At 44.0% G+C, this 24,684-nt stretch carries 19 protein-coding genes; all 19 read right to left on the bottom strand.

Features of this window, described 5'->3' with window-relative positions; genetic code table 11:
* Window positions 1–97: 97 nt before the first annotated feature.
* The 19 genes from FCH32_RS02945 to cpsG all read right to left on the bottom strand — a co-directional run bounded on the left by FCH32_RS02945 (window position 98) and on the right by cpsG (window position 24,541).
* Window positions 98–1,315: a glycosyltransferase family 4 protein gene (locus FCH32_RS02945; protein WP_174360469.1), complete on the bottom strand. Its 1,218-nt coding sequence runs from the start codon at window positions 1,313–1,315 to the stop codon at window positions 98–100.
* Entirely contained in the window at window positions 1,308–3,137 is a 1,830-nt protein-coding gene (locus FCH32_RS02940; RefSeq protein ID WP_174360468.1) for a glucosamine 6-phosphate synthetase, read from the bottom strand. The genes FCH32_RS02945 and FCH32_RS02940 overlap by 8 nt, the downstream gene beginning before the upstream one ends.
* A gap of 12 nt (window positions 3,138–3,149) precedes the next feature.
* The gene (gene wecB, locus FCH32_RS02935) at window positions 3,150–4,208 is read right to left on the bottom strand and encodes a non-hydrolyzing UDP-N-acetylglucosamine 2-epimerase (RefSeq protein WP_174360467.1); all 1,059 of its coding nucleotides are present in this window, start codon (window positions 4,206–4,208) and stop codon (window positions 3,150–3,152) included.
* Window positions 4,201–5,319 (bottom strand): glycosyltransferase, encoded by a 1,119-nt coding sequence (locus tag FCH32_RS02930; protein WP_174360466.1) that lies wholly within the window; start codon window positions 5,317–5,319, stop codon window positions 4,201–4,203. The genes wecB and FCH32_RS02930 overlap by 8 nt, the downstream gene beginning before the upstream one ends.
* Before the next feature lie 194 nt (window positions 5,320–5,513).
* The gene (locus tag FCH32_RS02925) at window positions 5,514–6,503 is read right to left on the bottom strand and encodes a glycosyltransferase family protein (RefSeq protein ID WP_174360465.1); all 990 of its coding nucleotides are present in this window, start codon (window positions 6,501–6,503) and stop codon (window positions 5,514–5,516) included.
* A 48-nt stretch (window positions 6,504–6,551) separates the two neighbouring features.
* On the bottom strand, window positions 6,552–7,835 hold the full coding sequence (locus FCH32_RS02920) for an O-antigen ligase family protein (protein ID WP_174360464.1): 1,284 nt from the start codon (window positions 7,833–7,835) through the stop codon (window positions 6,552–6,554).
* Between the two features lie 13 nt (window positions 7,836–7,848).
* Window positions 7,849–9,264: a lipopolysaccharide biosynthesis protein gene (locus FCH32_RS02915; protein WP_174360463.1), complete on the bottom strand. Its 1,416-nt coding sequence runs from the start codon at window positions 9,262–9,264 to the stop codon at window positions 7,849–7,851.
* Window positions 9,257–10,447, bottom strand: a complete 1,191-nt coding sequence (locus FCH32_RS02910; protein WP_217438877.1) for a glycosyltransferase — start codon at window positions 10,445–10,447, stop codon at window positions 9,257–9,259. Before FCH32_RS02910 ends, FCH32_RS02915 begins: the two co-directional genes overlap by 8 nt.
* Window positions 10,448–10,495: 48 nt before the next feature.
* Window positions 10,496–11,581 (bottom strand): DegT/DnrJ/EryC1/StrS family aminotransferase, encoded by a 1,086-nt coding sequence (locus tag FCH32_RS02905; protein WP_174360462.1) that lies wholly within the window; start codon window positions 11,579–11,581, stop codon window positions 10,496–10,498.
* Between the two features lie 24 nt (window positions 11,582–11,605).
* Window positions 11,606–12,181 (bottom strand): acyltransferase, encoded by a 576-nt coding sequence (locus FCH32_RS02900; RefSeq protein WP_137366004.1) that lies wholly within the window; start codon window positions 12,179–12,181, stop codon window positions 11,606–11,608.
* 80 nt (window positions 12,182–12,261) lie between these two features.
* Entirely contained in the window at window positions 12,262–13,536 is a 1,275-nt protein-coding gene (gene tviB / locus FCH32_RS02895; protein ID WP_174360461.1) for a Vi polysaccharide biosynthesis UDP-N-acetylglucosamine C-6 dehydrogenase TviB, read from the bottom strand.
* Between the two features lie 10 nt (window positions 13,537–13,546).
* Window positions 13,547–14,587, bottom strand: coding sequence for a Gfo/Idh/MocA family protein (locus tag FCH32_RS02890; protein ID WP_174360460.1), 1,041 nt, complete (start codon window positions 14,585–14,587; stop codon window positions 13,547–13,549).
* A gap of 625 nt (window positions 14,588–15,212) precedes the next feature.
* Entirely contained in the window at window positions 15,213–16,106 is an 894-nt protein-coding gene (gene galF / locus FCH32_RS02885; protein WP_153879937.1) for a GalU regulator GalF, read from the bottom strand.
* Between the two features lie 165 nt (window positions 16,107–16,271).
* Window positions 16,272–17,666 carry a colanic acid biosynthesis protein WcaM gene (wcaM, locus tag FCH32_RS02880; RefSeq protein ID WP_174360459.1) on the bottom strand — a complete coding sequence of 465 codons (1,395 nt, stop codon included), beginning with the start codon at window positions 17,664–17,666 and terminating at the stop codon, window positions 16,272–16,274.
* Between the two features lie 11 nt (window positions 17,667–17,677).
* Window positions 17,678–18,898, bottom strand: coding sequence for a colanic acid biosynthesis glycosyltransferase WcaL (gene wcaL / locus FCH32_RS02875; RefSeq protein WP_115258108.1), 1,221 nt, complete (start codon window positions 18,896–18,898; stop codon window positions 17,678–17,680).
* A complete protein-coding gene (wcaK, locus tag FCH32_RS02870) occupies window positions 18,895–20,175 on the bottom strand; it encodes a colanic acid biosynthesis pyruvyl transferase WcaK (protein ID WP_174360520.1) in 1,281 nt (426 codons plus the stop codon). The genes wcaL and wcaK overlap by 4 nt, the downstream gene beginning before the upstream one ends.
* A gap of 65 nt (window positions 20,176–20,240) precedes the next feature.
* A complete protein-coding gene (locus FCH32_RS02865; RefSeq protein WP_117343285.1) occupies window positions 20,241–21,719 on the bottom strand; it encodes an MOP flippase family protein in 1,479 nt (492 codons plus the stop codon).
* A 2-nt stretch (window positions 21,720–21,721) separates the two neighbouring features.
* Window positions 21,722–23,116, bottom strand: coding sequence for an undecaprenyl-phosphate glucose phosphotransferase (gene wcaJ, locus FCH32_RS02860; RefSeq protein WP_096756594.1), 1,395 nt, complete (start codon window positions 23,114–23,116; stop codon window positions 21,722–21,724).
* Between the two features lie 54 nt (window positions 23,117–23,170).
* A complete protein-coding gene (gene cpsG / locus FCH32_RS02855) occupies window positions 23,171–24,541 on the bottom strand; it encodes a colanic acid biosynthesis phosphomannomutase CpsG (RefSeq protein WP_174360458.1) in 1,371 nt (456 codons plus the stop codon).
* Window positions 24,542–24,684: the final 143 nt, after the last annotated feature.

Below are 24,684 nucleotides of genomic sequence, written 5' to 3'. Positions count from 1 at the left end.
TCAACCTGCATCTCATTTTTAATAATTTAAAACCGAAGACAGCAGGTTGATCACAAAACAAATGAGTTATAAGATTGGAAAATATTGATACTGATAACTATTCAAAAATAATATCAGCATAATAACGGGCTAGCTTATCATAATTTCTATTATGCAAGATCCACTCCCGACCTCTTTCTCCCATAGCATCTCTATCTTGTTTAGACATATCTTTTAATAAAAGTATTTTCTCAACGACAGCATTTGCATTTTCAGAAGGAACGAAGAATCCTGACTTCGCTTCATTAATCATTGACTGATAACCACTGTAAGATGCGATGATCGGTCTTGCAGCAACCATGTAGTCAATAATTTTATTCAATGACTGTCCATACTGCCAAACCTTGGAATCAAATGCCGATAAATAAAGAGCATCAGCATTTTTTAGAACAGACTGGACCATAAGTCGTGAAACCTTTGGCATAAAACTTATATTATTGCAATGGGCATAGCGCCTCATATAATCAGATTTTAATGCGCCTTCACCTAAAATCACAAAATGAATATTTTCATTGTCTACGAGTTTCTCCGCCGCTTCGAATAAAGTATCCAAAGCATTGGTAATGCCAATGGTCCCCGCATAAACCACATGAAATTTTCCATTTTTGAAATACTTTTTAACTATTTCTTCATCAACATTTTCTTGTATAGAAAGTACATTTGGATCGAAACCCATTGGTACACAATATGTTGGCTTTTGAAAGCCTAAGATATTATGAACATGTTCACCTAAATTAGGCATTGTACCAACAATGACATCAGCAGTTTTATATGCAAAACGTTCAAGTCTGGCTAGAAGCATAACAAAAGGGTGTTTAGGGCTAAATCCACCTTCCTCAACAATCGTCAATGGCCAAATATCTCTAACTTCGAGCACTAGTTTACAACCATATTTTCGACGCAGCAGATATCCATTAATGATGCTAAAAAGAGATAAACTTGAAGCTATAACAACATCGGGGCGATGAAGCTCTTTTTTATTAAATTTAAAGAGCAACCATTCAAAATGAAACCAACTTAATACCCTTTTAGCTGATTTTGGAATCGTGTACTTGTATGTTTTAAGCCAATAAATAACTAAATTATCTCTTTGATCCTTTTGAACAGCTGATGAGATAAGTGGCACCTCACTGGCAGTATTAGAATCCGAAGCAATAACTGTGACATCAAAACCTAATTTACCAAGTTCATTCATTAAAAACCAATCTCGACCACCGGCCGAGTTTTTGGTTTTAGCAGAAAAATACTTAGATATATACCAAATACTTTTACTCATGAAGACCTTCATATAAACGAGGGATATTATTAATTATTTTAATAACATCAGAGAAATCCATTCCTAAAGCATCTAAATACCAACGGATATTTTCATATCTTGGTTGGTTTTCATCCGCGACAAGGGTAAGGGCTTCCTCTCTTGTAATTTGGCCTTCTCTAATCTGATTGCTGCGGAATGTATCATGTTCAGTAAAGCCTGCAACGATATAATATATATAGTTATAAAATGCCGCTGTACCATCGCCAATTCGCCATGTAGTGCTTGTATCAACTGCAGTTTCCCAGTCATATTGATTAATTAACGTATCGTCAATTAATTTTTCATCCCAGCGCCAGTAGTCAAAGATGTGATAGTAATCTTTTTTCTCTGTAAAACTACGATAATATTCACCTGACAGCGTATCCCACAAGGAACTATTGAAATAACCAGGACTTTGTAACATTGCTTTAAATCTGAGCTTTTGATATTCGAGCTGTTTTTGCCATCCATGACTATAAACACGCTCTTCAGCAAAATCAGGAGGAACACCTAAAAATCCGGATTTAAAATGTGTTACTTCGAGTGGGTTTACCCCCCAAAGATTGAGATTAATTCCCGTTTGTTTTTTCACTGATTCAACATGACGGAAAAAATGTTTATCGCCAGCAGTAAGGATGCTGATCATACCGAGATGAGGAGATTTAAGCCATGCTTTCAAATTCATTGCTATATTATGTCTTTTTTTAGCAATATCATCAGCAATAATGATGTTTTCGACGCCTAACTCAGCGCACATTCGACTGATATTTCTCCGTCCTAAATCAGTGACCATTCCCCAGTCGTAAGTGTAAGTTACAGGTTTCATCTCCAGTTCTTTTACTATTAGATGTAAACCATAGCAGCTATCACGCCCGCCCGAGAAAGGAACAATACAATCTAACTTGCCATTACGTCTATATGGCTTAACTAATTCAAATAACTCTTTTTTTGGTTTTGGGTTATTTCTTGGCTTGTAACTGCGACAATAGTTACAGACTCCATGCTCATCGAATGAAATGTAAGGCATTGTTTCAGGCAGAATACACTTCGTGCAACGGCGTAATTGCGGATGAGGGTACTCTAATAAATTAATCTCTGATTGAATTTTTACAAATTTTGGTATCAGATTAAATTTCCGAGAATTATCATCTTTAACAATGATATGTTCTTCCGTAGGGATATCTAGTATCACTTCCTCATTAATAATTTGCCTAATTTCACTACAGCCAAGCTTGGTTAACGGGTATTGCTCAGAAGAAAAGTAAAATGTATTTCCTTTGCTACCAACATAAAGGCTACCGTTATTAGAAAACAAAATCATTTTCCCTAACTTAGGGACAATAATTGCAGTGGCCACTACCCCTTTGCATAGAGAAAGGACTTTATTTGACAAGCCTTCAAGTGAGAATTTTTCATTTATGTATTGTTCTGTGACTGCAGCGATAATCTCTGTATCAATTTCTTGACAACGATCTAATTTAAGCTCTTCCCACAGAGATTCATAATTTACAACAATGCCGTTGTGAATAACACATACGTCACCGCGAATAACTGGTTGATTATCAGAAAGGCCATTAGTAATCAGACGACTATGTCCCAGGGCAATCGTCGAGTCGGATACATTAATTCCTGACATTAATTTCTTAATATCATAGTCCGCTCGATAAACATTGTATTTATCAGCAGAATCAATAATAAGACCGCTGGAATCACGTCCTCGTTGCCTTGCATGTTCTGCGAGTAACTTGAGCTCTGACAAGTTAACTTTTTGTTTTGAAATAATGCCAAAAATACCACACATATATAAACCCTATTAAACTAACGCCTGAACTATACTCACAGAAGCCTGACCACCGCCATAAAGTTGGTGTGGGTCTTGCACTTTCCGTCCAATGTTTCGAGTAACAGATGCGAGAATTTTATCTTCATCAGCACCCACCAATTCATTGGCACCTATATTGACTAGCTCAATCCATTCCGTCTGATCACGCATTGTTACACAGGCTTTACCAAAGAAAAATGCCTCTTTCTGTACGCCGCCACTATCAGTGGCAACCAGACTGCATGACTTGAGAAGCCATACCATCTCGAAATAGCCAACAGGGTCAATAATCTGGACATCGAGTCGTAAATCTTGTTCCGCAATCAGTTTTCGAGTTCTCGGGTGTAGCGGTAAGATCACTGGTGCAATTGAGGAATTTATTTTGTTTAATGCCGAAACTATTTGTGCTAAACGTTGAGGATTATCTGTATTTTCAGCACGATGCAGCGTAGCTAGAATAAACAGTTTTGGTAAGTCAATATTGGGCTCAAGCGCATTTTGTGAAAAAAAGATTGCTGCATCTTGCATCACATCCCCTACCTGCAGGACTGTTACTGGTTTATTTACAAAACCCTCATTATGCAAATTCTGTACTGCTGTGTCCGTTGGGCAAAAAAGAAAATCACTAAGTTGATCTGTGAGTATTCTGTTTATTTCTTCCGGCATCTGCATATTAAAACTACGTAACCCAGCCTCGACATGAGCTACCGGGATATGGAGTTTTGCGGCAGCCAGTGCACCTGCTAAGGTAGAGTTTGTATCTCCGAAAACTAACACTCTATCAGGTTTATGCTCTATTAATGCACGCTCAATCTCAGTCAACATCCGCCCTGTCATTTCCCCATGACAACCGCCATGTATATCAAGCTGAATATCTGGTTTTGAGATCCCTAGCTGTTTGAAAAAGATGTCAGACATATTTGCATCAAAATGCTGACCAGTGTGTAGTATAATTTCATTAAGACCCGAGGTTTGCGCAATTGCACGCGATACAACGCTAGCCTTTATAAACTGAGGGCGAGCTCCAATGATCGTCAATATTTTACTCATTTAAGTTCCTTGAATATTTTGAAACTGTAGTATTGTAGACTTCAAGCATAGTCTTTATACAAGCGCTCCATGAGTAATTTTTAGCAACATGAATTTTTCCTGCATAACCCATTTCTTTACGTAAATTATAATCCAATACCAATTTTTCTAATGCTGCAGCTGCGGCGGAAGAATCTTCACGTGGAACCACCAGACCGGTAACACCATCAATGGTTACTTCGGGTAGGCCTCCTGCATCTGATACTACGACAGGTCTACCTGCAGCCCCGGCTTCAATAATTGCCACACCAAAACTCTCACTGTCCATACGACTTAAGGCAACATAAATATCAAGACGGGCAAGCTCTTGAGGTACTGATGTATGGGGCACTTGCCCTATAAATTTTACACTGTCAGCAATACCTAACTTTTCACTGAGCGTAATTAATTCTGCTGTTTGCTCACCGCCCCCAACTAATCGTAACTCTATTTTTTTAGTATCTATTTCAGATTTAGATTGTAATGAATTTATTAAAATCGCAAAAGCCTCGATTAAAGTATCTATCCCATACTTTGGCTTCATAGTTTTAACTGTGCCAATTATAATTTTATCAGTTTGTTTTTCGCCTCCAATATCAATAGATTGATAGGCGCTTAAATCGACCCCAAATGGAGTTATAGTGATATCTTTCAATTCAGGAGTTAACGTGCGGGTTTGCTCAGCCATGCAATGACTTGTAGAGACTACTCTATCAGCCGCGCGTAAATTCTTTTTTACCAACCACTTATGCAAAGGGGATTTATGCGGGAAATCATAAATATCACTTCCCCATACAGATAGTATCCACGGGTGATGTCCCACTAGTCTTGCTGTAGTTCCATAGCCGCTAGCATAATGCGCATTAACAATATCAGGTTGTATTTTTTTTAATAGCTTACGGACTGCAGGTACTATGGTGAAATAACCTAACACTCCCCGAAATGGAAAAGTATATACTGAAACGGACGGTAGAAAAGGATCAATATTTTCATGCTGAGAAATCACGAAAACTTCATGGCCAGCTTCACTTAGACCGTTTGCCCAGCGAACAGTATGGATAGATGATGCTGCTGAGAGTAATACTATCTTCATTTTTTCCCCAGTCGTGTTCGAGTACTTAATTCATAAATTAAACGTATAAAATATAGTAAAATTGACATCACAGAAAACCAATTTATTCTTTTAGTTAAATAACACTAAGTCAAGAACAATATCTGCCTGCTTTTTTGTATGTACTGCAACATGCAAAATAAAAGAACAAAACCTGTAGTTTTAAAATTGTTTCATTACACAATAATTGAATTAAAATCACTCTCTTCCAGGATCTTCTCTCTTACAATTTGAATTATCTCTTTCTCTCCATGATATGTGTCTGAATATTGATAGAAATAATCCTGAAAATTATTAGACTCATCGAAATAATCTAAATATTTTAGTTCTAAGGCCAAATAATCATATATCTTCGTTCCAAAATCATAATCTGGATCACGAATAATTGTGATAGCACAGAATGCATTGTGCATTACATTATACATTTCGTATTTTGATAGTCTTCCTAATATTTCAACATCGATACTTAGTAGCTGCTTTTCTTTTAAATACTCTGCAATCCATTTATTTTCGTTTACATCAGAACCTATGAGTTGAATGAGACATTTTTTGTCACCATAGCGTTCATTGATTATAGACAGTATTTTTTTAACTTTATCTTTACCATATTCAGAGAACTTGCCGGCACAAATAAATCTTCTGATATTTTCATTACTAGATAATGATTCGTTAACAAGAAGATTTTGAGCCATTAAATAGTCACCCTGTGATAAGCCATTTCTCACCAAGTAAATTTTCTTCTTTGTTAATGAACTCAAGTACTGTACCAACCCAGGGGTACAAGTAATAGTTGCAAAACTTTTTTTAATGGCAAAGTATTCTATAAACTTAGCAAGTTTAGCCTTCTTTTTATTTGGTTCAAATACACCACCATAACCACTTTCAATCGCAATAGACCAACCATCCCTAAGATCTAAAATTATTTTAGCAAAGGGTAATAGAAAAATACTCCAGTTGCGAAACGGTGGCATAGTAATGAAAATATACGTCGGGTTACAGCGCACAATAGTAATTATTAGCTTTAAAAGATGTAATATTCCATCAGGCGACGCAATAGTATTGACATGAAATCCCTTTCTTTTAAAGTAGTTAGAAAAGGAATTACTTCTCTCGTATACAGGACTTCCTTCTGGACTATCCGGTCTAATAATGATTATTTTCTTCATGATTACCTATGGTTTGGAGTATATATTGTGGCAAAAATAAAACATGGATTACATAATATTATTCACAGAAGCCGTCTCAGTATTTAAACTCTCTTTGTATATTAGAGCACAACTGAAGAAACAAAAGAATAAGAGAAAGTTAGTAATTACTGAAGAACTAATCATAGTAATCAATATGAAAGAAACGAAAACAAAAAAATTCAACACTGTACATTTTTTAACAAATAAGAAGATCATGAACATTAAAAATAATGATAGGCCTAACCATCCCATCCAATAGCCTATCTCAACAATGAATGAGTGGGGATTAACAGCCAATAGACTAAATTTCGCACCTAAGTGATTTACGAAAATGCCATAATCTCGAAATTTCATCGTCCCATACCCCAGACTATCCAGGTTATCGATAAAGTTGAGATACGATTCAAATCTGATACTCATTGAATTATCAAAAGAAATCCCGTTATTAAGTACGATAAATATCGTATCAACTCTTTGTTTAACCCGATTTAGAGCTTCAAAGCTATTACTGTAACTATCGATAAGGTTATAAATCGCCACCAAGGCCAAGAGAACAGCTGGTAACAGCAATAGTATTTTCTTTTTCTTAACTTTTTTATTACAGAACCAGAAAACAATTATACTCATTGTAAATAGTAAAATTGACATTCGTGAAGCAGTTAATATTAGAATTACAAAAACCGCTATTAAGCCCAACTCTACTTTATAACCACGATAATGTTTTAGCAATAAGAAGAAAACGGCGATCATAGCAACTAAACTCGCTAGATCATTCGAATTCAAAAATGTTCCAGAAAGCATATTTTCATAATCAGCCTGTTCAATGCCTGCAGTGTACTCTGCCGGAGTATTAAACCCTATTCCAGTTAACATTTTCATACTTTGCCCAATTATCACGAATAATTGGAAATAGATAAAGTAAAGGAAGAATTTATACGTAAAGTTCAATCCTTCTTCATTGTTTAATCGTCCCGCAATAATAAAAAAAAGAGGTAAGGAAAGGAAAAAGAAATTTTCCATTGAAAGTATGCTAAGAAACCCCTTATCCCAAATCAAATATATTGAGGCAAGTAAAGAAAAATAGGTAAGGAAAATTAATGGAACTAATTCATCTTTTTGAAGCTTTGCATTAATAAAAAGGAAATAAGCAATATACACAATTACACCAACAACCAATGGTGAAATTCGTATTATAAACATACTCGGTTGCGGAATAATAAAACTCAAAATATAAAAACAAAAAAAACAAAGCAAAAAAAACTTGGATATTAGAATATTATCCTTTAAGAGCGAATTATTATAGCGACCCACACACTTCTCCCAATTATCTAAATGCAACAGTGCGCACACTGTTCCATAAACTAGTAATTGTATTTTTAAACATATAAATACCTAGTAGCAGTAGGCATAGTGAAATCAAGACTTCAATCATGCCCCCCTTCAGACTCCATACATTAATTAAGACATGTATGGTTAATATTGTCAGTATCAAGTAAATTTTTCTTGTTGCAATGCCTCGCCAGACACGCTTGGAAAACTCAGTTCGGAGGACATAAAAGACAATAAATGCCAACAGTGTAGACGTTGCAGCCCCTGAAGCGCCATAGTGAGGTACTAGTAGGTAGTTTCCTGCCAAATTACATAACATGGCCGCAACAGATGCCAACATTGAAAAGATGGTTCTCCTTGATATTGCAATTCCTACAGCCGTAACTTCAGACAGGGTATATAACAGAGGAGCAAGAAGACAAATTGGCAACAAGTATTCAATAGCTTTATATTGTGGTGGTAGCAGATATGGAACTATCCATGCAAATGTACTACAGCCTACAATAGCAAAATATATTGCAGCCAAAACATGTTCACCTATCTCGTCAATTTTTTCATTATCTATTTTATCTTCACTGAGCCATTTATAAACTAAAGGAGCCCAAATTGTATTAAAAATACCTGCAAAAAGTGTCGCTACAGCAGCAACGCTCATAGTTACTGAATAGATACCGAGTTCTGAAAAGCTAGAGTAATAACGCAGGAAAAATCTATCTGCAACATTCAAACCCCAAGAGGCTAAACTGCCAAATACCAAAGGAAGACCAAATTTGAAAAGTGAACTCATTTGGTCTTGGTCTACTTTTGTATTGATTGCGGGTAACCAGTCTCGTCTTGTATTAAATAAATATACAATAAAAACCAAGCACGCTGATAATACATAAGCGCTCAGAAGTTGATATAGTGTTTTGTCCTTTCCTAATGCAACCCCTAGCAATAAAAATAAGAGAAAGAAAATTTTAGGTAATAATTGGCTCATCGAATATGCCATCGCACGTTCTTGCATACGAAGAATAAGTGATAAGAATCGAGCGATGTATTGAACAAAAAAGCAGACAATCACCATAATACTAAGAAATTTACTTGATTGATCAAATATAAGTATTGAGAGCAATCTTGTATCGTATGCGGTAACCAGTATGACTAATGCAGTCATTAATATGATGCCTGGCAGAACAACTTGCTTCAGCAGCCCCGGTTTGTTCGCGCTACCATGGTATTCACGAACAAAGGCCTGATCGAGTCCGAGGCAAAAAACTAAGGTAGCAAGACTGGCGACGGCATTAAATATTGATATCTTTCCGACATCTTCAACCGAATAAAACCAAGCTATTAAAGGAAGGCTTGCAAAACTAACTAATGCTGAGCCAATTGGCCCAATTGCATAGGCAACAATTGTTTTTTTATTCATAGGTTTTGGATCGCAAGATATTATGATAAATATTTAATAATTTGTCTGTCACTGCATCCTCTGAAAAACTATGCTGGCAATAAGATTTTATTTTATTTGCATCAAGATTTTCACGATTGGTATATATCATTTCCATGCCATCACATAGTGCCTGTACTGAGTTTTTCTCTACCAATACGCCAACTTCATCGTTAACTATAGATTCTGGACCACCACATCGAGTTGCAACTACCGGTTTGCCAAGGGCTAATGCTTCTATCAGAACTACGCCAAATGTCTCATATTCACTTGATAAAACAAATGCATCAGCTTGGTTAATTTGAGTAAATACTTCATCGCGAGAGAGCGCGCCTAAAAATTGAATTTTATTATCTACATTCAGTTCAATGGCTAGCTCTTTCAAATCATTGCGACAGATGCCATCACCACCTATTTTTAACCGTATATTGTTATATTTTTTATGAAGCAGTGAAAACGCCTTAATCAGATTATCTACTCTTTTTTTCTCTGTAAGCATACAAACATTTATAAAGGTAAAAATATTATCATTTTTATCTTTCACCTCTGATGCTACCAGAAATTTGTCAGAAACTATATTTGGCAAATAAAGCCAATTTGAGTTAGGAAAAGCACTATTTAGTAGCTCAGAAAATGGTTGACTTACCGCTAATTGTGTTCTCGCGGAACTAACCACATTTAAAAGTCTTTTCTTTTTCGATTGACTTATAAGAGATCTCGCAAAGGCTGTACTATGCTCAGTAACAATATAAGGTATGTTATATTTTCTTGAAATCGCGTAGGCGAGAAAACCAGCCCTGTCGAGGGAGTGAACATGCATAATATCTGGCAGTCCATACACTTTCTTGTATTCAAGAAAGAGTTTCATCCCCAACATTACCCACATTTTCTCGAACAACTTTTCCATTCGAGGTATAACGTTTATTGCATGATATCTTAAGGTCGGTATGCCTTCATCAATATCAGTATGTATGCCAAAAGGTTGTTGAAACACTTTTGCTGATCGTAATGAACGGACGCATGGTGAAATAACGCCGACGTTCACGCCGCGTTTTTTCAACGCCAGAGCTTGTTCCCTAAAAAAACTCCCTCCGATGTCAGAGGGAGATAATGGATACCAGGATGGGATAATTAACACATGTAACGGCTTTAACGACATTGTCATAAAATCCCTTATAAGTATCAAACAACAAAATAAGCTTTAAATAAATTATTATAATGAGTTAACTAAAGCATTAACGACAAGTCGAATATCTTCTTCAGTCATATATGGATGCATTGGTAGACTAATAACTTCATCTGCAATTTGATCACCATAATGCAGTACAACACTGTCATCTGCCACTGCAGGCTGTTTATTCAATGGAATTGGATAATGTACGGCTGTTGGGATTCCAGCCAGCTGCAATTTTTGCTGCACTTGCGTACGATTTTTCACCAAAATTGTATACTGTGCCCACGCACTAATATTATGTTCTTCTATATATGGGGTAGTTGTAATACCTGCATCATTAAGCAATTCGCTGTAACGCTTCGCCACTTTATTGCGAAGTTGCATTTCCTCTTCAAATATCTCTAGTTTAGGTAGCAATATTGCAGCCTGGAGAGTATCAAGACGACTGTTCACACCAATACGGATATGATGATAACGACGATCCTGACCATGACGAGCTATTTGTCGAATTACTTTGGCAAGTTCGTCATCATTAGTAAAAATAGCACCGCCATCCCCATAACAGCCCAACGGCTTGCTAGGAAAAAAACTGGTACAAGCAACAGTCGTTAAATTACATGAACGTTTATTTTTATAACTTGCACCAAAACTCTGAGCGGCATCCTCAATCACAGGAATTCCGTATTTATCAGCAATAGCATTAATTGCATCATAATCTGCACACTGTCCATAGAGGCTGACTGGAATGATCGCTTTTGTTCTGAGGGTAATAGCCGCTTCTAATTTTTCGGGATCAAGGTTATACGTTTTAGGGCAAACATCTACATATACTGGTTTCGCTCCCAGTAATGCCACAGTTTCCGCTGTCGCGATATAAGTAAACCCCGGAGTGATTACTTCATCACCGGGACCAATACCAAAAGCCATTTGCGCAATTTGTAGTGCATCTGTACCATTCGCAACACTTATACAGTGCTTCGCACCAGTAAACTCTGCCAGCTTATTTTCTAGTTCGGCCACTTCCGGACCTAAAATATACTGACCATGTTCGAGCACTTTTTTAATTGCAGAATCGAGTTGTTCTTTAATACGATTTTGCTGCACTACTAAATCAATAAATTGCATTTCCGCACCTGATATTTTAGTGAATTAGTTTTTTCTTAGTTCTTTGCCGTCAAGATGATAGACACTGCCTGTATGCTGACAAGTAATACTTCCCTTACCTTCAATAGGTAAATCAAGTTGCTCGCCAAATTCACTCATCCAGCCTATTTGTTTCGCTGGTACACCTACCATTAAGGCATATGGCGGTACATCTTTATTGACTACTGCACCTGCACCGATAAATGCATATTCACCGATCGTCACACCACAAACAATCGTGCAGTTAGCACCTAACGTTGCACCTTTATTAACAATGGTATCTCGATATTGATCTTTTCTTTCGATTAATGAACGGGGATTATACACATTGGTAAAAACCATGCTGGGACCACAAAAAACGCCCTCAGCTAAATGGACGTTATCATAAACAGATACATTGTTTTGAATCTTACAATGGTCCCCAATTGTAACTTTGTTGCCTACGAAAACATTTTGCCCTAGCGAAACTCCTTCGCCGATTTTTGCACCACCACAGACATGGGCAAAATGCCATACACGAGAGCCTGCACCAATTTGTGCTCCGTCGTCAACGATAGCAGAATCATGCTTGTAATAATTCATTCCAATACTCCTGTCTGAGTGTATCAATACCTCGTGACAAAATGTTATTCATTACGAGGTATTGTGATTTTAGATAAGCACTATAGACGCAGGTCCGACTCACCTAACGACAACACATGCTTAACGTCATACAAGACATGTTCTGACTTACCCAAAGCACGAATAGCAGTGACGCCCATTTCTTTGGTTTCGCTATGATCAACCGCAAGAATGATAGCATCGTATTTCCCCTGCTCCGGCTTTTGAATCAAATCAATACCGTACTCATGCTTCACTTCAGGGTGTGATGCCCAACTATCGTAGACATCAACGTTCATATTGAACTCTTTTAATTCCTTAATAATATCGATAATTTTAGTATTACGTACATCCGGGCAGTCACCTTTGAAGGTGAAACCCATTACTAATACTTTTGCTTCATCAATATTTATTTTCCTACGAGCCATATGCTTAACTAATTGCGTCGCGACATATTCCCCCATGCCGTCATTGATTCGACGTCCAGCCAGAATCACTTCTGGTCGGTAACCAACCTCTTGCGCTTTGTGGGTCAAATAATACGGGTCAACACTGATGCAATGCCCACCAACCAGGCCTGGTTTAAATGGCAAAAAGTTCCATTTAGTTCCAGCAGCCTTTAGTACCTCTTCTGTATCAATACCTAATCTATTAAAGATTTTCGCAAATTCATTGATAACTGCGATATTGAGATCTCTCTGGGTATTTTCTATAACTTTTGCTGCTTCAGCAACCCGAATAGAGGACGCTTTATGAGTGCCGACAGTAATAATTTGGCGATATACTTGGTCTACATAATCAGCGACTTCGGCATTTGATCCTGAGGTGATTTTTACAATTGTCGTCAATCGATTAACTTTATCACCCGGATTAATCCTCTCCGGGCTATAGCCAGCGAAGAAGTCTTGATTAAAGATTAATCCAGATAATTTCTCAATAATCGGCAGACAGATTTCTTCTGTTGCCCCCGGATATACGGTCGATTCAAAAACAACAATATCTCTCTTCTTAATAACTTTTGCTAGCGTTTCCGAAGCTTTTACTAATGGGGTAAGATCTGGTGTTTTATCATCCGTAATAGGAGTAGGAACTGTAACAATGTAAAAATTGCATTGTTTTATATCTTCAAGGCTATCTGTGTAGGTTAAATGGATAGCCTCAGCCAATTCCTTTTCTTCACATTCCAGCGTTGAGTCTTTTCCTTCCTTTAGTTCGCGTACCCTATCACTTTTAATATCAAATCCGTACGTAGGGAATTTTTTACCAAACTCTACAGCTAACGGTAGACCGACATAGCCTAAACCCACAACACCTATTTTCAAATCAGCGAGATTCATAAATAACCTATTAAATATTTAATGGCAAACCAACTTCTTTCCTATCCCTTGCAGAGCGATAGATAGATATCAATAATTCGAGTGATTTTAATCCTTCACGGCCATCTGTTTCTGGCTCTGCTTTGCCGCGTAATACATCTGCAACATTCTGGAAGTAAGGAGGATGACCAAAGCCATAAACAGATGTCGTCTCATAATTTGCCGATTCGACCTGAGCATCATAATCTTTAGGCTCCGAAAACGTCCATTCCTGAATATCGTTTACGGCAACCCCACCAATACGAACAGTCCCTTTTTCTCCCAAAATGGTGATGGAACCTTCATAGTTATTTGGGTAAGTACACATCGTTACTGACATAGAACCCAACGCACCATTTCGCCACTTAATGTTAACCACCCCAGTGTCTTCAACTTCAATATCCCGGTGTGTAGAAAGCATTGAGTGAACTCTTTCAACAGGTCCTACTAACCAGTGCAATAAGTCAACATAATGCGTAGCCTGGTTCATAAACGCCCCGCCATCCATATCCCACGTTCCAGACCATTTTGCACGGTCATAATATTCTTGTGGACGTGTCCAGAAAACATTCATCTGAACCATATGAATTTTGCCAAAGCGCTTCTCAGTAACAGCACGTTTCAGCAACTGCAGCGTTGAATTGCGGCGGTTTTGCTTCACAACGAATAGCCTTACCCCGGCTTCATCGCACGCCCGAACCATTGCCAGTCCATCTTCCCATTTGGTTGCCATGGGCTTCTCAGTGATAACGTTTACGCCTGCTTTTGCAGCTTTGATCGTTTGGCTTGCATGTATACCACTCGGTGTACAAATGGTTACCAGGTCTAACTTTTCGCTTTTCAGCATATCGTCTAGTAACAAATAGCCAGGTACATTGTATTCCGCTTTATGTTTCTCTAGTACTTCAGGGTCAATATCACAGATAGCAACCAATTCATATTCATTCGATAGTTTGGCTATTGAGCCAAAATGGTTTTTAGATATACGACCACATCCTACGACAGCGATTCTAATTTTTTCTTGTAATATCATAATTACTCCAATTAGATACATTGTTCGTTTCCATAAATAACGCGAAAACGAACACTTAGACTGAGAGATATTGATTAACTATATTTTTATGATGTAAAAATCATAAAAAAAGAAGAAGTTTTGTTTCCGAATTACGTAAGAAAACTCTATTTTACACAATAAATTTTTCTGACTGTTTAATACAACCATGTGTAATGGTAGAGCAGTGCATCTCCAGCATCATAGATGCATAGTTTTTAGTCCCTTACTTGTTCTTAACTCACCTTTTAAGCTGGTCAGCTAAAAAAGTCCATGTTGCATGTAATATTTGAATACTATTTGCCAATATTCAAGTAAGCTACCGCCCCTGGCTTTACAGCAACCAGAGCACTATCTCGATCCCAACGATGACGGTCACTGCCGTTTCAGGCAAAGACCCCAAAATCAAACGATAATTGTCTTACCAAATGAAGCTAGAAACAAGGATAAATCCAACAAAAAGCACATTAATCTTGGTAGGGTAACTCGTTGTTATTCTTTGCTTTTAAAATATAAAGCGACAGTAACATTCCCGTGCATCAAGCATAGACGCGGGGATGTTAGCTGCCGCTATTTTTTGTTGCAAATCGTCACTTAAGGCTAAAATCTATTCGTTCAGTAGCTTCTCAATGCCCTTACGGAACTTCGCCCCTTCCTTCAGGTTGCGCAGTCCGTACTTCACAAATGCCTGCATATAACCCATTTTTTTGCCGCAGTCGTAACTATCGCCGGTCATCAGCATGGCATCAACAGACTGTTTTTTCGCCAGCTCAGCAATTGCATCGGTCAGTTGGATACGTCCCCAGGCACCAGGTTCAGTTTTTTCCAGTTCAGCCCAAATGTCAGCAGAAAGGACATAGCGCCCTACTGCCATCAGATCGGAATCCAGCGTTTGCGGCTGATCCGGTTTTTCAATGAACTCGACGATGCGGCTAATGTTACCTTCGTTGTTTAAAGGCTCCTTCGTCTGAATGACCGAATATTCAGAAAGATCGCCTTGCATACGTTTAGCCAGTACCTGGCTGCGCCCGGTTTCATTAAAACGAGCCACCATTGCGGCCAGGTTATAACGTAACGGATCGGCGCTTGCCGTATCAAGCACAACGTCGGGAAGCACCACCACAAAAGGGTTGTCACCGACGATGGGGCGGGCGCACAGAATGGAATGGCCCAGTCCCAGCAATTGCGCCTGACGCACGTTCATGATCGTCACGCCCGGAGGGCAGATGGATTGCACTTCGGCCAGCAGCTGACGCTTCACTCGCTGCTCAAGGAGCGATTCTAATTCATAAGAGGTGTCGAAATGGTTCTCAACGGCATTCTTGGATGCATGCGTCACCAGAACGATTTCTTTGATCCCAGCAGCCACAACTTCGTCGATAATGTACTGAATCATCGGCTTGTCGACAATCGGCAGCATCTCTTTAGGGATTGCCTTCGTGGCAGGCAGCATATGCATCCCCAGACCCGCTACCGGAATAACTGCTTTCAAATTAACCATTACGTCATTCACCTATTCTTTAGTTGCTGAATTATAGCTTTTTAGCGTGTTTTAGCCAGTATGAATTACATCGTTCAGTTGGCGGGTATGTTACGCCGCTTATCTACGGAATGCAGTAATCTTAATCCCAAGCGTGCGTAACTTTAGCCAGGAATGGTCGTAAAATTACCGCCCCCGCTCCGGCAGGCGAAAATTCACCGCCTCGACGTTCACCACCTGATGATTCACTCTGTCGATATCAACCGAACTTTGCCCGGCTTCGTTCACCGCATGGACGTTGGCCAGCGACAGCAGCGTGTCCTGTTTAGCCATAAACTTGCCGCGCACATCCTTACGGAGGTCGAAGTGCATCTTCAGCGCAGGCCCCACCGCGGATTTTTGCATCACCTTGATATTGCGTAAAAAAAGATGTTGCGGTTGATTGTGCAGTTCCAGCGTCGCCCGCCTCATCTCCACGTTGGTGATGGCGACAAACGACGTTGCATTGCCTGATGAAATTTGAATGCCGCGTAAAGTAGAGTCGAGCTGACGATTATCCAGATGAATATTATTCAGCTTAAAGTTTTGCGGAATAGATAAATAACGCCCTTTGATTACGCCGTAACCAATTAACATGCCTGCGCTCTGTTTCATATTGATATTATCAATCACGAAATTGTCACAACCATAAATAGCTATCGTGGCATTATCAATGCCCGCTTTCTTACTGAAATCCGGGGTGATATTGCGAGCCTTAACGTTACGAATGATAAAGTGTTTGCCGTTCTCAACATGGACCAGTTGGCGACAATCAGATCCGGTGATATTCGCCACCACAAAGTTTTTCACCGCCTGCGCGTCCGGGTAGCTATTGTCATACGTGCTGCCCGCCAGTCCGATGCCAATCCCCCAGTTCACGTTGCCATTTGTGCAGTTAATGCGCTCAATAACATGATCCGAGATGAGGATGTCGCGGTCGTTAATCGCCACATTCCACTCGATGGCATCGCCCTGCAGATCACTAAAATGACCGTTGGTGATCTGCACACCGTCCATCTGGTTGTGAAATCCCTGGCGCAGGATGCCATAGTTCGCGTGGCTGACGGTGATATCGTCAATCATCAGATTGCGCATCTGTCGTGGGGTCTTGCCGCCGATATAAATTTGTGTCACCGGGCCGAAACCGCTCATCGCAAGTCCTTTGATAACACAATCTGAACCCCGCACGTCGAGGGTGATATTGTGCAAGCTCCCACTGCCCTCCCCGGTTACCTGCCCCCCATCCTGCAGAACAAACCGCCCGCGCCCGTTGCCGCTCACGCGCCCGAGTATGCGTAACGTTTTGCCCGGTGGGATAAATACGCCGGTATTCATGTTTTCACAGACTACACCCGCAGGGACCACGACGGTTTGCCCTTCAGCGAAAGCCTGGCGGAAAGAAGCCACCCAGTCATTCGGGTTATAATCCTGAATATTGACGCTGCGCGCGGCTTCCAGCGCCCTTACAGCGGGAGAATGGAGTACGACAAGCGCAGAGCCTGCCGTAATAAAGGTACGGCGGGAGAATTTTTTCTCTGGCATACAACCTCGGTTTACAGCGCGTGCAGCAGGCTGGCTAACTGTTTATTGATAACGGATTGATTGAATTCCGTGGCGATTTTTTTACGCGCGCGCAGCACAATCGGTGTCACCTCCTGACTATCAAGCTGACTGAACGCCGCCAACCGTTCAGCCAGCGACTGCGCATCGTTTTCAGGCGCCAGCCAGCCGGATTTACCGGACTCCACCAGCTCAGGAATACCGCTGTGAACAGTAGACACTACCGGGATCCCCACCGCCATCGCCTCCATCAGCGCTACCGGGATCCCCTCCATGTCGCCATCCGCTCCCGTGATGGAGGGCAGCAGAAATACATCCGCCTGTTCTAACATCGCTTTGACCTGATGACTGGGCATAAAGCCGGGCATCTCAATCACATCATCGAGTTGATACTGCTCAATCAGCGTGCGCAGGCGCCGCTCCCACGGGCCAATTCCCAGAATGCGATACCGAAACGCTACGCCCTGCGCTTTTAGCTGACGACAGGCTTCGATAGCCACATGCAGCCCTTTTTTCTCGGTGAGTCGCGCAACCGAAAGAATTTCCAGCGTTTCTCCCGGCGCTTTCACCTCGCGAGGGGTAAAGCGCGTCATATCAATGCCCATGCGCGATACAGCAATCTTCTGTGGCGGGCAGCCCATATTTTTTAACCGTCCGGCCCACAGATGGCTGATGGGCAGCATCAGATCACCGCGCTGAAACAGCGTTTGGTACTCCGGGGTATAGCGGGCGAGCACCTCCCGGTGCGAAATATCGATACCATGAAACACCGTGGCGATTTTGCCACTTATCACGCCCAGTTCACGCAGCTTCGCCGCCGTCACGCCCGCTGGTCCAAAGTGGGCAATAAACACGTCGGCATGAAACGTTTTACGGGTTAACCCACATATCGCTGCCAGAATCAGGTTGCGCGCTTCTTCGCCATAGCGAGAGATATTCAGCGCTTTCCAGGTCGCCGCCCGGGTAATGCCCTGCCACGCCGCCGCACCCCGGTATTGCAGCTTGGCTCGCTTGCCTTGCGGCTCGTCGAGTAGCCAGTGCGTTTTGTCTGCTAATCGGTACGCCTCGTAGGCGGCATGTGTGTTCTCGAGATCGCCCTTGTGCAACGCGACAATTTCGACGTCATAACCCATATCGATAAACGCGGTTATCTGATTCAGCACAAAGGTCTCGGATGAGAGCGGAAATTTAAGCAGGAAAAAGCCAACCTTCATTTTTGCTCCTCAATGCGCGTCAGTACCGATTGCACCATGCGCATGCCGTGTTCACGCTCACGCTGCACGGCCTCTTTCAGCCGTACATTGAGTGCCGGCAACTGCCCGAGCACGTCGGCCACCTGCGTTTGCAGACTGCCGTCCAGCAGATGGCTGATGTCAATCGCCATCTCCGGCAGCCCCAACTGCTGCATAATCCCCGCTGATTTATGCTCGTAGTTGATGGCAATCGCCGGGGTGTCAAAGTTCATGGAAATAATGGCAGAGTGCAGACGGGTGCCCACGGTTAACTCGCACGCCCCGAGAATTTTCCCCATTTCGAGGTCATTCAGTTCGTCCATCACCACGTGATACCGGGCCGGATCGTTAACGTACTGGCGCAGGTTCAGCGCTACCATGCGGTCATCTTTGTTGTAACTGTCGATGCCGGTACAGGTTGATAGCGCCATCACCTGGTAACCCTCGTCGAGGATACGGTTCACCACCCCGGCAAACGCCTGCTCATAGGCCTGCTGCGTGGTGCCCAGACGTTTATCAAACGGCGCCAGCTCCCGCAGGGTGATGGCCACGGTTTTTTGCTGTGCCACCGTGTGTAGCCAGTGCCGGACGGCATAGCTGGGTTCAAAATCGTCCTGATGATTATCAACCAGCCAGGCGGTATCGACGCCGTGCTCCACTTTCTCGGTAGTGATTTCGCTGCGTTTCATTAAGTCCAGACTGACGGACTCACGCAAAATCAGGGCATTACAGTGGCCGAAGATGTAATTCGCCAGTTGGTTAAATTGTGCATCCTGGAACGGCCCAACGCTGTGACCAATCATGTACAGCGGCTTTTTCGCCATAAATGTGCACAGAGCATGTTCAAACTGCGGCACGCCGTACAGATCGACAAAAAACGATCCCCCCACCTGGATGATGGCGTCATAGCGCGACAGCAGACGGACAAAATCAGTAAAGCCCTGGGCGATGGCGATATTGCGCAGGTTACCGGAATCGGTCACGCGCGAGAGCAAAACCTGATGCTGATAGCGCCGACGCAGGACTTTCTTCACCCGCCCCACTACGCCGGCGGCGTTATTGTGCTGCTTCATCTGCGAATACAGCGGATCGCCCATCACCGGGCGATTGAGCAGCCAGGAAGAGCTCACCGGATAACGGCTCATCACATCCACTTCCGTCTGCGGTTGCAGCGTGTTAATGGCATCCAGCAAACCGCGCAAAATGGCGCTGTCGCCACGGTTGCCGCAGGTATGGTTGCCGAGAATTAATACTTTCATCATGACCTCTTTCAATCATTGCCGGATGGAGGCTGTCGCCTTATCCGACCTACAACAAACCCAATTCAGCCTGCGCGGAGCAAGGTTTTCATTTTTTCACTGCGGCAAAACGGGCGTTTGAGTTCCGCCACCAGCGGGTGGCGCGACAGCACAATCGTCACCGCAAATGCCAGCGCGCCCGCCGCTACCTGCAGACCCAGCAGCAGGCTTAACGCCAGTTGGCCCTGCAGCACAATGCCCAGCCCATAGCTAATCACCAGCGTCGGTATGGAGAGATAAAACGGCAGCCACAGACTGAGCATGTACTGCCTGTAGCTCGGCCCCAGCACCGGTTTAATCATCACGAAGTAGCTGAGAATGGTGTTGACTACCTGCACCAGCAAAAAGCCCAGCGTCACGCCCATCGCGCCTGCCAGATGTCCGCCAACGAGAATGGCCGGAATAAACAGACAGGTTTTGAAGACATTGAATTTGAAGCTGATATCAACGCGGGCTTTTGCCATCAGTAACGAACCTATCGGATTACCGACAGATCGCAGCAGCCCAACGACACACAGCAGTTGCAGGATCGGGACGATGGCGCGCCATTTCTCACCGAACACCAGCGGTACCAGATTGTTCGCCACTACCATCAGGCCCAGCAGCGCCGGGAAGTTGATAATGCCGACCACCGACAGGAGCTTGTAAAAATTCACCCGCAGTTTTTCGCTGTCGTCCTGTATTTTGGCAAACGCCGGAAACAGCACGCGGGTGATAATCGGGTTCAGCTTGATGGGCGGGACCACCGCCACGTTCCAGGCCAGATTAAATCCGCCTGCCACGCCTGCGCCCAGCGTTCGGGCCAGCACCAGCGTGGAAAGATTGGTGTTGATATAATTGATAATGCTGTCCGCCGTCAGCCAGGCGCCAAAGCGCAGGTTCGACGTCACCGATGCGAGTGAAAAATGCAGCCCGGGGCGGTAAATCTGGCGGCCAAAATAACCAAACAGCAGCGTACGCAACGCGCAGTTCACCAGATACCCCAGAATGGCAGTCATCGCCAGCGGCCAGAAATGGGCGCCGATCACGGTCACGGTAAACCCGGCCAGTACCGCGCTGGTTTCAATCATGCCAATTTTGTTGAACGCCATGTCCTTTTGCATTAGCGCACGGAACTGCTGCCCGTGCGGGATCAGCACAAACGCCAGCGACAGCGTTTTAATCAGCGGTGCCAGGTCGGGGTTATTCAGGACATCAGCAATCACCTCACTGAGCAGGAACATCGCCAGGCACACCAGCATCCCCAGCCCGACGTTCAGCCAATACAGGGTGGTAAGTTCAAGATAACCAATCGCTTTGCGCTGGATAATGGAGTTGGCAATGCCGAAGTCGGAGAGCGTATCGGCCAGTGCGATAATCACCAGCGACACGGTCAGCAGACCGAACTGATGGGCGTCAATGATGCGCGCCAGCACGGTCATCTGAATCAGCCCAAGGCCAATGATGAAAACCGTGGCAATCGCCGACCACTTGGCGCCGTTAAGGGTTTTTTCTCGTAAGCTCATGTTTAATAGGCCGCTTTGTTAACAAAACCCTTAAATACCGTTAGAAAAACAATCTTGATATCGAACCACACGCTCCATTCGCGAATGTACTCGAGGTCAAATTCCACTCGTTTTTCCATTTTTTCCAGCGTGTCGGTTTCCCCGCGCCAGCCGTTGATTTGTGCCCAGCCGGTAATGCCGGGTTTCACCTTATGGCGCAGCATGTAGCCTTCGATAAGCGTGCGGTATTGCTCGTTGTGTGCCACCGCGTGCGGGCGCGGCCCGACGATCGACATGCCACCGGTCAGCACGTTAATAAACTGCGGCAGCTCATCGAGCGAGGTGCGGCGCAGGAAATTACCCACGCGGGTGACACGCGGATCGTTTTGCGTCGCCTGGGTGACGACCGCGTCGTTTTCCATCACCTTCATCGAGCGAAACTTCCACACCTTGATCGGCTTACCGTCCATGCCGTAGCGGGTCTGGCGGAAAATCACCGGCCCCTTTGAGGTGAGCTTCACCGTCAGCGCAATGCCGCACAGCACCGGGGAAATCAGCAGCAGGATTAGCGAAGCCAGCACGATATCTTCCGCGCGTTTCAGCAAGCGATTAATGCCCGACAGCGGCGTGTCGTACAGCGGCACCACCGGCACACCGTTCATCTCTTCAATGCGTGAATGCAGGATGTTGAAGGTAAAGACGTCGGGGATCAGGATCACCGAACAGGTGGTGTCGGCCAGGTCGCGCACCAGTTTTTTTACGCGGGTGCCGTCATTCATCGACATGGCAATATAGACGTTGTGAATGCGGGCAGCTTTAGCGTCATCCACCAGCTGTTGCAGATTTCCGGCCCAGTCGCGGGAGTTTTTTCCTGGGACGGGATCGTGATAGACGCCCGCCACTTCAAAGCCCAGCCACGGTTCATGGCGAAAGCTGTCCAGCAGCAGCTGTCCGGCAGGGAGATCGCCCGCTACCGCCACCCGACGGGTGTTATATCCACGATTGCGCAGCCACCCTGCAATGTAGCGAATAAACGCGCGGCACAGCAGCAGACCGACGCTGGACAGCAGATACCACGCCAGCCAGACGGCGAATCGGTTATCAAAATCGTTGTTAAAGGCAATTAACCCCGCGCTGAAAACCAGGCTCAGCGTCCAGTTTTGCAGCAGCAGCACCAGCTCGGTGGAAATTTTGACCCCGCGCCAGGAACGGTAAAAATCGGTGATCCCCCCCAGCATCTGAAAAACCACCAGCGTGATCAACGCCACCAGCAGGTGCATGTACAGGAAGGGCAAACCGCTCAGTTCACAGACCAGCCACAGTCCGCCAAACATGATGGTGATATCTGAAAAGCGTTGCACCATTGAGATTAACGACGCATTGGTTTTCGCGCGTTGGCGCTTTTTTAGATGTGTCATCGTGGTTCCTGTTAGTCACCCCTTGCCCACTGTCGGGCAAGGGAAGCACCGGCATTACTGATTCAGCAACGCCAGAAGAGTGCGCGTTCGCGCTTCCATCAACGGAATGTCTCCGCGCGATTCCACGTTCAGGCGCACCACCGGTTCGGTATTGGAGGAACGTAAATTGAAGCGCCAGTCGACAAACGACATGCTGATGCCATCGGTTCTGTCCACCGCCAGCGCCTCGCCGGAGAAATGCTGCTCTACCCGGTCAATCGCCACCTTCGGTTCTGCCAGAGTGCTATTGATTTCCCCGCTCGCCGGATACGCCGCCATGCGGTCGCGAACCAGTTCGCCAAGCCGCTGTCCTTTCAGGGACAACAGTTCCGCTACCAGCAGCCACGGGATCATTCCGCTGTCGCAGTAGGCAAAATCACGAAAATAGTGATGGGCGCTCATTTCGCCACCGTAAATGGCATCTTCATGGCGCATTCGTTCTTTAATGAAGGCATGACCGGTTTTCGACATCACCGGCTTCCCGCCCGCCGCCGTCACCACATCGACCGTGTTCCACGACAGACGTGGGTCATGAATGATCTTCGAGCCCGGATTTTTCTCCAGAAACGCCTCCGCCAGCAGGCCGACAATGTAGTAGCCCTCAATAAACTGGCCGTTCTCATCAAACAGGAAGCAACGGTCAAAATCGCCGTCAAAGGCAATCCCCATATCCGCGCCGTGTTGAATCACCGCATTACGGGTATCCGCCCGGCATTCCGGCAGCAGCGGGTTGGGAATACCGTTCGGGAAGGTGCCGTCAGGCGTGTTGTGGATTGTTATCAATTCAACCGGGACACAAAGAGCCTGAAAACGGGCTTCAATGGCGTCCAGCACCGGGCCTGCCGCGCCGTTACCGGCGTTAAGCACCAGCCTCATCGGTTTAAGGTTTTTGACGTCGATGTAACCAAGCAGATGGTCAATGTAAGCCGCACGAGGATTGATTACGGTGTAACGGCCGCGTCGGGACGCATCCACAGGCGGGAAGTCGTTGGCTTCCGCCAGCCGTTGGATCTCGCGCAGACCGCTATCGCCGCTGATGGGCCGCGCGCCCTCACGTACCAGCTTCATGCCGTTGTAATCCAGCGGATTATGGCTGGCGGTCACTTCAATACCACCGTCCACGCCGAGGTGGAAGGTGGCGAAGTAAATCTCTTCGGTACCCGACATGCCGATATCCAGCACATCCACGCCCGCATCCTGCAGCCCTTTTGCCAACGCCATCTTCAATGCGTTGCTGGTCAGGCGGACATCACCGCCCAGCACCATGGTTTTCGGTTGCAGAAACTCACCGCAGGCGCGACCAATGCGCCAGGCGATGTCTTCATTGAGCTCTTCGCCCAGCCTGCCGCGAATGTCGTAGGCTTTGAAACAGGTTAATGTCGTCATGTTTTACCCTTCTTCAGGCAACAGTTGGCCCTGACTCTTAATGAGCCTTTTAATGAGTGTTAAATGCATTGCCCGGTGCGCTTCACTTACCGGGCTTACGGTGTTGTAGGCCGGATAAGCGCAGCGCCATCCGGCAAGATATT

The organism is Citrobacter gillenii, from assembly GCF_013337685.1.
Classification (GTDB): Bacteria; Pseudomonadota; Gammaproteobacteria; order Enterobacterales; family Enterobacteriaceae; genus Citrobacter; species Citrobacter gillenii.
This window is presented reverse-complemented; position numbering and strand designations above follow the sequence as displayed.

Bases quoted from the DNA above. Each gene is read 5' to 3' on its own strand.
- wcaK (WP_174360520.1), bottom strand. From the start codon at position 20,175: ATGAAAGTATTAATTCTCGGCAACCATACCTGCGGCAACCGTGGCGAC.
- cpsG (WP_174360458.1), bottom strand. From the start codon at position 24,541: ATGACGACATTAACCTGTTTCAAAGCCTACGACATTCGCGGCAGGCTG.
- FCH32_RS02905 (WP_174360462.1), bottom strand. From the start codon at position 11,581: ATGCAATTTATTGATTTAGTAGTGCAGCAAAATCGTATTAAAGAACAA.
- FCH32_RS02890 (WP_174360460.1), bottom strand. From the start codon at position 14,587: ATGATATTACAAGAAAAAATTAGAATCGCTGTCGTAGGATGTGGTCGT.
- wecB (WP_174360467.1), bottom strand. From the start codon at position 4,208: ATGAGTAAAATATTGACGATCATTGGAGCTCGCCCTCAGTTTATAAAG.
- FCH32_RS02940 (WP_174360468.1), bottom strand. From the start codon at position 3,137: ATGTGTGGTATTTTTGGCATTATTTCAAAACAAAAAGTTAACTTGTCA.
- FCH32_RS02910 (WP_217438877.1), bottom strand. From the start codon at position 10,447: ATGACAATGTCGTTAAAGCCGTTACATGTGTTAATTATCCCATCCTGG.
- wcaL (WP_115258108.1), bottom strand. From the start codon at position 18,898: ATGAAGGTTGGCTTTTTCCTGCTTAAATTTCCGCTCTCATCCGAGACC.
- FCH32_RS02900 (WP_137366004.1), bottom strand. From the start codon at position 12,181: ATGAATTATTACAAGCATGATTCTGCTATCGTTGACGACGGAGCACAA.
- FCH32_RS02865 (WP_117343285.1), bottom strand. From the start codon at position 21,719: ATGAGCTTACGAGAAAAAACCCTTAACGGCGCCAAGTGGTCGGCGATT.
- FCH32_RS02925 (WP_174360465.1), bottom strand. From the start codon at position 6,503: ATGAAGAAAATAATCATTATTAGACCGGATAGTCCAGAAGGAAGTCCT.
- FCH32_RS02945 (WP_174360469.1), bottom strand. From the start codon at position 1,315: ATGAGTAAAAGTATTTGGTATATATCTAAGTATTTTTCTGCTAAAACC.
- wcaJ (WP_096756594.1), bottom strand. From the start codon at position 23,116: ATGACACATCTAAAAAAGCGCCAACGCGCGAAAACCAATGCGTCGTTA.
- tviB (WP_174360461.1), bottom strand. From the start codon at position 13,536: ATGAATCTCGCTGATTTGAAAATAGGTGTTGTGGGTTTAGGCTATGTC.
- FCH32_RS02915 (WP_174360463.1), bottom strand. From the start codon at position 9,264: ATGAATAAAAAAACAATTGTTGCCTATGCAATTGGGCCAATTGGCTCA.
- wcaM (WP_174360459.1), bottom strand. From the start codon at position 17,666: ATGCCAGAGAAAAAATTCTCCCGCCGTACCTTTATTACGGCAGGCTCT.
- galF (WP_153879937.1), bottom strand. From the start codon at position 16,106: ATGGTTAATTTGAAAGCAGTTATTCCGGTAGCGGGTCTGGGGATGCAT.
- FCH32_RS02930 (WP_174360466.1), bottom strand. From the start codon at position 5,319: ATGAAGATAGTATTACTCTCAGCAGCATCATCTATCCATACTGTTCGC.